The sequence below is a fragment of the Brachyspira catarrhinii genome (assembly GCF_005518285.1).
In the GTDB taxonomy this organism is placed as follows: Bacteria; Spirochaetota; Brachyspiria; order Brachyspirales; family Brachyspiraceae; genus Brachyspira; species Brachyspira catarrhinii.
The window spans coordinates 1-1,409 of sequence record NZ_SJDU01000502.1 but is presented as its reverse complement, the minus strand read 5'-3'; the positions used below and the strand labels follow the sequence as shown (position 1 = coordinate 1,409).

Annotated in this window: 2 protein-coding genes; one reads left to right on the top strand and one right to left on the bottom strand. The window is 28.7% G+C overall.

What is annotated here, in order from left to right; all coding sequences use genetic code 11:
• Window positions 1-18 precede the first annotated feature (18 nt).
• Window positions 19-609 (top strand): hypothetical protein, encoded by a 591-nt coding sequence (locus EZH24_RS11860; RefSeq protein WP_137999284.1) that lies wholly within the window; start codon window positions 19-21, stop codon window positions 607-609.
• A 5-nt stretch (window positions 610-614) separates the two neighbouring features.
• Here EZH24_RS11860 and EZH24_RS11855 read toward each other — a convergent pair whose 3' ends face one another.
• On the bottom strand, window positions 615-1,091 hold the full coding sequence (locus tag EZH24_RS11855) for an FtsB family cell division protein (RefSeq protein WP_137999283.1): 477 nt from the start codon (window positions 1,089-1,091) through the stop codon (window positions 615-617).
• Between the last annotated feature and the right edge of the window lie 318 nt (window positions 1,092-1,409).

Below are 1,409 nucleotides of genomic sequence, written 5' to 3'. Positions count from 1 at the left end.
AATATACGGACTTTTATAATGAAATTTTATATAATAATAATATTTTTAATAACCAGTAAATTTGCATTTGCGGACTTTTATTTTTCCGATAAGTCAAAAGATTTAGGAACTAACGAAACGGCTCAAGAATCTATCGTTGAAGATAATCAGGAATTGAGTTCTGAATATTCTACGGATACAAATAATATAACTTCATTTTTTGAGATGCAGGGGACTAATGTTATAAATCAAAGCGGAGTCGTTAATTCCCCCGTTGAAATAGAAGACACTTATAAAAGTCATCCTTTCAGATATACGGAAGTTACTTTTATCTTGTCGAGTTTTTTATCATACACTTACGCTTCTTTTTTGGTATTCGGTTTGGACGCTTTGGAAAATACTTTCGTTCAGCCATCTACTACGGGACGCTCGAGATATAAATCTTTATGGATTTCGACTACCGCGTTCGAAGTGACAGCGGGCGTAATTTTTGGCATTGCGGTAGCTTACGACAGTTATCAAAGAGTTTACGGAAAGAAAAAAGAGGGAATGAGTTGGAATTTTGTTCCTTATTACGAGCCTATAAATAGGGACGCGGGATTTATGTTCTCTTTAAGTTATCCTTATTAGATTATTTATCCGTTATTAATATTTTGATTTTGGTTTGAAGAATATTTTTGTCTATTTACGCAAATTATAAAGAAAATCACAAAAACGGCAAACGATAAAATTATTATTCTTTTAACATTTATATTTATTTCTTTGTTTGAAGAATATTTTTGAACGGGAGCGGCGGATATGTCTTTAACTTCTTCGTCTTTGATTATTTTAATGATTTTTTCGTTTTTTGAACTATCCAAATATCCGAAAGTTTTCGCGTAAGAAAGTATATATTCTCTATCGCTTTTTAATCTTTCTATATTGTTAGTAAGCCTCGTTTTTTGCCTGTTTAATTCGGCTATTTTTTCTTTTCTTTTTTCCAAAAGTGCTTTTTTTGAATCTAGATTTCCGAAGCCTTTAGGACTAAAAACGAATATAAATACGGTAAAAATTATTCCAATCAGTATCGCCCCGTAAAAAATCCCCGCTTTCAGCCTAATATTAAAATACATAAATTATAACCTTATAAAATCTATCATTGATTATCGGAAGGTTGACCTTTAAAATTAAGAATAGATTTTTGGAATAAAAATAAAATTAATAGTTCTTAATGCATCAAATAAATCCTTAAATATTTTTCCTCGTTTCCGATAATCTAAACATATTAAAAACTTTCAAAAAATTATTCTTAAATTTTAAAAAAATAAAAAAAAACGAAAGGAATATTTATGAATATAATCGACAGATACGATTTAAATACAAATAACGCCAATTTGACAAAATTAGAAAATACGAAAAGGCAATATCAAAATAATATTTCTAAATTTTCT